At 43.8% G+C, this 7,894-nt stretch carries 5 protein-coding genes; 2 read left to right on the forward strand and 3 right to left on the reverse strand.

Annotated features, from left to right (window positions below):
• Positions 1-119: 119 nt before the first annotated feature.
• Positions 120-656 (reverse strand): opioid growth factor receptor-related protein, encoded by a 537-nt coding sequence (locus tag QUA74_RS27095; protein WP_333335217.1) that lies wholly within the window; start codon positions 654-656, stop codon positions 120-122.
• Positions 657-972: 316 nt separating this feature from the next.
• A complete protein-coding gene (gene gor / locus QUA74_RS27100; RefSeq protein WP_333335219.1) occupies positions 973-2,316 on the reverse strand; it encodes a glutathione-disulfide reductase in 1,344 nt (447 codons plus the stop codon).
• Between the two features lie 524 nt (positions 2,317-2,840).
• On the opposite strand from gor, the gene QUA74_RS27105 reads away from it, so the two are divergent.
• Both QUA74_RS27105 and QUA74_RS27110 read left to right on the forward strand, forming a co-directional pair.
• Positions 2,841-6,050, forward strand: a complete 3,210-nt coding sequence (locus tag QUA74_RS27105; RefSeq protein ID WP_333335222.1) for a HEAT repeat domain-containing protein — start codon at positions 2,841-2,843, stop codon at positions 6,048-6,050.
• A 386-nt stretch (positions 6,051-6,436) separates the two neighbouring features.
• Positions 6,437-7,201 carry an ABC transporter ATP-binding protein gene (locus QUA74_RS27110; RefSeq protein ID WP_333335226.1) on the forward strand — a complete coding sequence of 255 codons (765 nt, stop codon included), beginning with the start codon at positions 6,437-6,439 and terminating at the stop codon, positions 7,199-7,201.
• Between the two features lie 171 nt (positions 7,202-7,372).
• On the opposite strand, the gene QUA74_RS27115 is transcribed toward QUA74_RS27110, so the two are convergent.
• Entirely contained in the window at positions 7,373-7,729 is a 357-nt protein-coding gene (locus tag QUA74_RS27115) for a hypothetical protein (RefSeq protein ID WP_333335227.1), read from the reverse strand.
• Between the last annotated feature and the right edge of the window lie 165 nt (positions 7,730-7,894).

A 7,894-nucleotide genomic window follows, 5' to 3' on the forward strand; every position in this document is an offset into this window, starting at 1 on the left:
TTAATAGTTGGGATTCAATCCAGTCAAGCAAAACTTTCCATTATATCATAAAATTATTTTGCAAGAGGTCTATTATGGGTCGTATGGTTGGCTATAGCGATAATTCTCAAATATCGCTTCTAAGTATTTACAGCATTTTTCCAATAAGTATAAGTTTCTAAACTAATACTGGATTTTTCTTCGTTATATATCTCATCTAAACACATGAAAAGAGCTAAAGCGTAATTTTTTAATCCCAACTCTGTCAAACTTGTAAGAATCCTAGTCAGCCGCAGGTAGTTGTGATTAAATTGTTGAATCCACTCTCTTTTTCTTGACAAATATTCCTCGGATTTTGCAATTACAATTGCTGCGTTTTCCCCTTCGCGGCATTCCAGCCCGTAAAATGCCAGCATGACAGTGAACGAATGGAGTAAGTGATTTTTCAACTCTTCACTTGTTCTAAAAGCTTGAATCACCTCATCATTTAAAGTCGGAGCACTGGAATTAAAGCGACTCTTTTCTCTCAGCGGAAACAGCCATTGAATGTAATTGTGCACGGATTCCAGCTTCTGGTAGTCCCACGACCAAATATCCTCGATCGCCCGACCTTGTGAATCAGGCTCCTGACCGAGATAGAATGCTAAAATTTTGTTTTGTTTGGTTGAATTACTCATTAATAAGCTGTTTTGTATCTAAATTGTATTTTTGGGCGGGCGGGACGCCCACCCCACAACCAGAAAATTAAATTTTTGTGTGGAACAGGCAGGATGCCTGTTCTTCAAAATAGTTTTCTTGAGTCGGTTTTAACTCATATGTTGCACCATTGTCAATTAGCCTTTTATGAACAGGCTTTCCGGCCTGTTCCACAAGAAAATTAAATTTTTGTGTGGAACAGGCAGGATGCCTGTTCTTCAAAATAGTTTTCTTGAGTCGGTTTTAACCGACTTTAGCTATTAGCCAGGGGTTTAAACCCCTGGCGACTTCCCAGCTTTACCGCAAAGTAACAAACTCTTCAGCAGTCGATGGGTGAATGCCAATAGTCACGTCGAAATCTTTCTTCGTAGCTCCCATATTAACAGCGATCGCCATTCCTTGAATAATCTCGCCCGCGTCTTTCCCAACCATGTGCACGCCCAAAACTCTGTCAGTATTAGTCTCAACGATTAACTTGACAAAAGTTTTCTCATCTGCACCTGTCAAAGCGTGAAACATCGGCCGAAACTTGGCTGTGTAGCACTTAATTGAATCGCCAAATTTAGCCCTGGCTTGGCTTTCTGTTAAGCCGACGCTACCCGCTTCCGGCTGGGAAAATACCGCCGACGGGACATTTTCGTAACTGATTGCTCTCGGATTGTTGCCAAATTCAGTATCTGCAAAAGCGCGTCCTTCAGCGATCGCAATTGGCGTTAAATTGATGCGGTTGGTGCAATCTCCCACTGCAAAAATGTGGGGCTGACTGGTGCGGCTGTCTTTGGTAACTGCGATCGCAGATTTATCGATTTCTACTCCCGCATTTTCTAAAGCCAATTTTTCCAAATTGGGCAAGCGCCCGGTAGCGCACAACAGCGCGTCTACTATGAGCGTTCCTTCGGATTTTCCCGACAAAGTTATTTGTAAGCCTTCTGGGGTTTTCTCTATGTGGTTGATCGAGCTTTCTGTCAAAATGTCTATTCCGTGCTTAATCATTCCTTCTTGCACGTTGGTGCGAATTTCTGTGTCGAACTCGTTCAAAATTAACTCGCTGCGGATGATTTGAGTTACTTTGCTTCCCAACCCGTTCATAATGCAAGCAAATTCGACGCCGATGTAGCCCCCGCCCCAAATGGCTAACCGTTTTGGCTGCTCTTTTAGTAGGAAGATTTCGCGGGAGGTTATCGCGTGTTCGATGCCGGGAATTGGGACTCTTCTGGCTTCTCCGCCCACTGCAATTAAGATTTTGGCGGCGGTAAATTTTTTGTCACCAACTTCGACGGTGTGGGGATCAATAAATTTGGCGTATCCTGAGATTAATTCGACTCCGGCTTTTTCAAGAAAGCTGATGTGCAGTTTGCTGAGTCGGCGCACTTCTGTGTCTACCGTGGTGACGAGTTTTTCCCAGTCGAAACTGCTTTCTACTGGACTCCAACCGTAGCCCACCGCATCTTCGTAAAGGTGCGAAAATGTTGAGGCGTACACCATGAGTTTTTTGGGGACACAGCCGCGAATTACGCAGGTTCCGCCTACTAAGTCATTTTCGGCGATCGCCACTTTTGCGCCGTAGGATGCTGCTCGCTTGGAACTCGCCAATCCGCCGGAACCCGCACCTATCACAAACAAGTCGTAGTCGTATGTCATAATTGTCTGTACCTTCTTATCGCCCACTTACCAATTTTACGCTTTACTTTTCTTAATGATATCTCAAAAATTTTTTGTTTTTTTTGGGGAGCCACTACTTTACTGTTTGCGATTGATATGGTATTATTAAATAATAGGATATTATACGTTGATTTTAAAATTACTCACACTTCCATTATTAAATTATAACACAACCGAGCGACCAGAAACATATAAAAATATAACTATTTTCTAGCCGCCGCCAAGAATAAAAGAGCTAATTGTCGATCGCTCGTTATAGCCGAGTCGAACTCCCGTAAATCCCTGTAAAAAAGCGCAACTTTGATGCTCTTCCCGATTTTTAAGGGGTAGTAGGGGGCAACAATCAGGCGGGATCGGGGCTAATCGCAGCGCAGTGATAGAAAACTGATACTACCCTAACCTATCGGGGCAATCACGCGAGATTAGCCTACAGTTTTTGAGAAGTTCATCAATCCTTGATAATTGCTATATTATAAATATAAATTAATTCTCGGGCTAGCTTTATGATCGATTGGCTTGTGATCTGGGGAGTGACGCAAGGAGTTGGCATTCTCGTTCAACCCATCTTAGAAGACTTGATCAAAGACGGCGCGAAGGATTTTGCTAAAGATTTTTTTAAAGATTCCCTGAAAAACGTCTTATTAGGCGAAAAAGACCCGCGAAAAGTCGCAGCGGGCAAAGCGATCAAAAAGTTTTTGGAGTTGGTCGAACAGCAGTTGAAAATTGGCGGACTTTCCCCAGAGCAAAGAAAGCTGTATATTAAAGATGTTAAACAGTTTATCAATAACAAGTCTGTTAAGGAAATTTTGGGCAAGGCTTTTGAGAGCGATCGCGAATCTCTCGATGCAGAACTTCTCGAACAAAGCTGGACTCAACTAAATTTAACTCCTTTACCAGCAAGATTTAAGTGGCTAACCATCGCCAATCAGTATCTCGCAGAAGTTCAAGAAATTTTCTTTGACTCAACAGACTTGCGCGATATCTTGACGGCTCAAAATCTGGATAGCATTCAGAAAAATACTCAAGAAACGGCGGGGATTATCCCCGATTTTGACTTGAGGCAATATCAAGAAGCTTTGTGCGAGCGTTACAGCAATCTCAATTTAAGCAGCGTCGATCCCAATACCTACGATTATCGGGAAAAGCTGAAGGTTTGGCAAATCTTTATTTTCCAAGATGTGCGATCTATTTACGAATCATTTCTGCCCCAAGCTTACGAAATTCCTAAAGAACATCAACGGCGGCTGCAAGACAGCAATCAATTAGACGCGATCGATCTAGAAAATTTAGAGAAATATCGGCGCGGTTATTTTTCTCAGCCGATCGTACAGGTGTTAGATGTTATCAATGACAGGCAAAAGTATCCCTACATTGTTATTTTAGGCGATCCGGGTTCTGGCAAGTCTACTCTCTTACAATATTTAGCATTAACCGGGGCGCTCTCGCCCTTAAATAGCGTGACATCTCAGCCGATTAAGCTGCTAATAGAATTGCGGACTTACATTCGCAGCGGGGAATCAGGACATTGCAAGAATTTCCTCGAATTTTTTCATCAAAGTCCGGGTTCAATTTGTCACTTGAATCAGCATCAATTGCAGGAACAGCTTAAAGCAGGCGACGCTGTGGTGATGTTCGACGGGTTAGATGAAATTTTCGATTCCGGGAAACGAGAAGATGTAATTACGGCGATTCATCGGTTTACCAATGAGTATCCGCGCGTCCAAGTGATTGTCACGTCTCGGATTATTGGTTACAAACCTCAACGCTTGCAAGATGCAGGGTTTTATCACTTTATTCTCCAAGATTTGAACGCGGAACAAATTCAGGATTTTGTTCGCCGCTGGCACGAATTAACTTTTACTGATGCTGGGGAAAAAGCGCGAATTCGCGAGCGCATGAAAAGAGGATTAGCGTATTCATCAACGATTCGAGATTTAGCGGGTAATCCGTTATTGTTGACGATTATGGCGATTTTAAATCGCGGGCAAGAATTGCCGAGAGACAGGGCGGAACTTTACAATCAAGCTTCGCGCGTATTGCTTTACCAATGGGATGTGGAAAGGTCTTTAGTAGAGGATAGCAGGCTCGATCCGAAAACTATTGATGCTAAAGATAAGCAAGAAATGCTGCGACGAGTGGCTTACGAAATGCAAGCAGCACCTGAAGGGTTGGCGGGCAATATTATTAGTGCGGAAGATTTGGAGAATACCCTGACAGCATATCTGAAGAATAAAGATTTCGATCGACCGAAAGAGCGGGCAAGGTTGATAATTAACCAACTGCGAAATCGCAACTTTATTTTATGTTTTTTGGGTGCGGATACTTATGGGTTTGTGCATCGAACTTTTTTGGAATATTTCTGTGCATCGGAGGTAGTGGAAAGGTTTCAGAAGACACAAGAAATTTCACTGGAGGAGTTGAAAACCGAGGTTTTTGGCAAGCACTGGGATGATGAATCTTGGCAGGAAGTTTTGTGCTTGATTGCGGGATTAATTGCTGGAAAGTTTACCGGGAAATTGATTGAGTTTTTGATTGAACAGGATGGGGAAGCCAAAAACTTCAGCCATCTGTTTTTGGCTGCGAAGTGTTTGGATGAAGTGAGGGAGAGAAAAGAGATTGCTGGGGTTGAGAGTCAATTGCTTGAACGCTTAAAAGAGTTAACCCAGTACGACCTCAGTTACTATTATAAGCGCTATCGAAAAGATGAAAATCTAGTTGAGCAAATTCGCACTCAAGCAGTATGGGCGATCGCCTACACTTGGAAAGATGACCCAGAAACCTTACCTTGGCTCAAACAACTGGCTCAATCTCATGATGATTCGTTTGTGCCACATGCAGCAGTCCAAGAATTAGTACGGGGGTGGAAAGATGACCCGGAAACCTTACCTTGGCTCAAACAACTGGCTCAATCTGATGATGATTGGGGCGGGCGAGTTGCAGCAGTCGAAGAATTAGCACGAGGGTGGAAAGATGAGCCGGAAATCTTACTTATTCTCAAACAACTGGCTCAATCTAATGATAATTCGTTTGTGTCACATGCAGCAGTCGAAGGATTAGCACGGGGGTGGAAAAATGACCCGGAAACCTTACCTCTTCTCAAACAACTGGCTCAATCTGATGATGATTCGCTTCTTGTGCCATATGCAGCACTCCAAGAATTAGCACGGGGGTGGAAAGATGACCCAGAAACCTTACCTTGGCTCAAACAACTGGCTCAATCTGATGATAATTGGGCTGTGGGACCAATAGCAGTCTACCAATTAGCACAGGGCTGGAAAGATGACCCAGAAACCTTACCTTGGCTCAAACAACTGGCTCAATCTGATGATAATTGGGCTGTGCGACCAGCGGCAGTCCAAGAATTAGCACGGGGCTGGAAAGATGACCCGGAAACCTTACCTATCCTCAAACAACTGGCTCAATCCGAGGATAATTGGGATGTGCGATATGCAGCAGTCCAAGAATTAGCACAGGGCTGGAAAGATGAACCAGGGATATTTGAATTGTTGGGCGATATTGCTATAAATTATCCTTTTGAACCCCAGGCAAACTTCCAAAATAATCCCAGACAAAGAGCACTTGAAATCATGCTCAAGCAATACCCCGCTCGCCAAAAAACTTTAGACATACTTCGCGATCGATTTGCCAACGATCCAGATGAACAAGTCCGCCAGTTTGCCCAGAAAAAGTTGACCGAATTAGAGAATCTGTGATCTAAACAAAAAAAGCAGAAAGAAAATATGACTGTAGCTACTAATATCCCCAAAGCTTATGCAGAAATAGTTTAATTTTTGGCGACGGCCATACTTCCCACAGCCTTATCAACTTTCAACTCTCGGAGGAAACAAAAGAGCATATCCTCGACCTAATTTATGCCCACAACAATCAAGGCTTGACCCGCGCTGGAAAAAGCAAATTAGATAACTATCTAGTGCTAGAACATCAGATGACTCTCATCAAACAACTCACAAACACGTCGTTAAAGATTTAGTTTTTTTATATCTCGTCAATTAGCGTCCAAACGATCGCCCTTCCAGCCGCGAAAACCGAGAAGAAGTGTTAACTTAGTAGTTAGTTGTGTCGATCGCACAGAAAAAAAATGCCTGAACTACAAACCGATACATACCAAGACCTCGACCCGCAAGTCCTCTCAAAGCCCGTTGTTGTCGGTCTGGAAGAGGTAACAAAAGTTTACGGGATGGACGACCTGGAAGTTCGCGCCTTAAACGGCGTCAGCTTGACCGTAAGACAAGGAGAATATTGCTCGATTATGGGCGCATCGGGTTCCGGCAAATCTACAGCTATGAATATTATCGGCTGTCTCGATCGACCTACGAGCGGCAGTTACTACTTAGACGGCGTAGATGTCGCCCAAATGCCCGAAGGAGAATTAGCCGGAATTCGCAATTTAAAATTAGGTTTTGTATTCCAACAATTTCACCTCTTGGCTCAATTGACAGCCTTAGAAAATGTCATGTTACCGATGGTTTATGCCGGCATTCCCGCAGCAGAAAGACGCGAACGGGGAGTAGATGCTTTAACGAAAGTAGGCCTGGAAAGTCGGCTGCAAAACAGACCGAATCAACTATCAGGAGGACAGCAGCAACGGGTAGCCATCGCCAGGGCTATTGTCAACCGTCCTGTATTGCTGCTGGCTGATGAACCTACAGGTGCATTGGATACTAAAACTACTCAAGAAGTAATGGATATTTTTACAGAATTCAACGAAAGCGGCATGACTGTTGTTATGGTAACGCACGAACCGGAAGTGGCCCGCCAAACTCGCCGCGTTGTCTGGTTCCGCGATGGGAAAGTTATTCATAACAATCTCAACCCGGAAGAGCTTTCACAGGCCGTATTTTAGTATAAGAGTCTGCAAAAATTCGGCGATTGAAATCGCTTCTAGACAAACCAAGTCCACCTGCGCGGACTGTGAAGAATAGATAATATATCAGTCCTCATAGCGAGGGATTTAGCTATTAGACAGGGGTTTTCAACCCCTGGCGGACTAATAGACAAAACACCCGATATCTGCTTAATGAAAAGCACTCGGAAAAGCTTCCCAAACTCGATCGACAAAATCTCTAAGTTGCCGAGAAGCGATCGCACCATCCTTTTTCTCAGCATCCAGAGAGTGCAACTCAGTCAACAGTGAAATTACCTCAGTATCAAAAGCCTCCCGAAACAAGCTCAGCGGCCACAGCAAATCAGCACCATCTCGCAAATCCGATAAAGTGTATTCTGCCGATAAATCCTTCCCCGACGCCGATACAACTAACATCAAAGGGCGCACCCAACAAACTTGACGTGCCTCAACCACTTGGATTACCTCGGAATGCAGGCACGCATCTCCACATTCTAAACTAACAATTTGACCAGGCTTAAAGTTCAAAGCACAACCCATTAATGCTCACACTTAATACAGACATAACAAAGCAGCCAAATAAGTGCTGCATCTCTCCACAGCACCATAAAATATTATATCATAATTCCTTCTTCCTTCTTCCTCCTTCCTTCTTCCGACTGCCATCGGACTGACATCCGTTACATCTTGTAC

The sequence above is a fragment of the Microcoleus sp. LAD1_D3 genome, assembly GCF_036702135.1.
Lineage (GTDB): Bacteria > Cyanobacteriota > Cyanobacteriia > Cyanobacteriales > Microcoleaceae > Microcoleus.

What these genes read in the sequence shown, in the direction of transcription:
- QUA74_RS27095 (WP_333335217.1), bottom strand. Translation starts at nt 656, where the DNA reads ATGAGTAATTCAACCAAACAAAACAAAATTTTAGCATTCTATCTCGGT.
- gor (WP_333335219.1), bottom strand. Translation starts at nt 2,316, where the DNA reads ATGACATACGACTACGACTTGTTTGTGATAGGTGCGGGTTCCGGCGGA.
- QUA74_RS27105 (WP_333335222.1), top strand. Translation starts at nt 2,841, where the DNA reads ATGATCGATTGGCTTGTGATCTGGGGAGTGACGCAAGGAGTTGGCATT.
- QUA74_RS27110 (WP_333335226.1), top strand. Translation starts at nt 6,437, where the DNA reads ATGCCTGAACTACAAACCGATACATACCAAGACCTCGACCCGCAAGTC.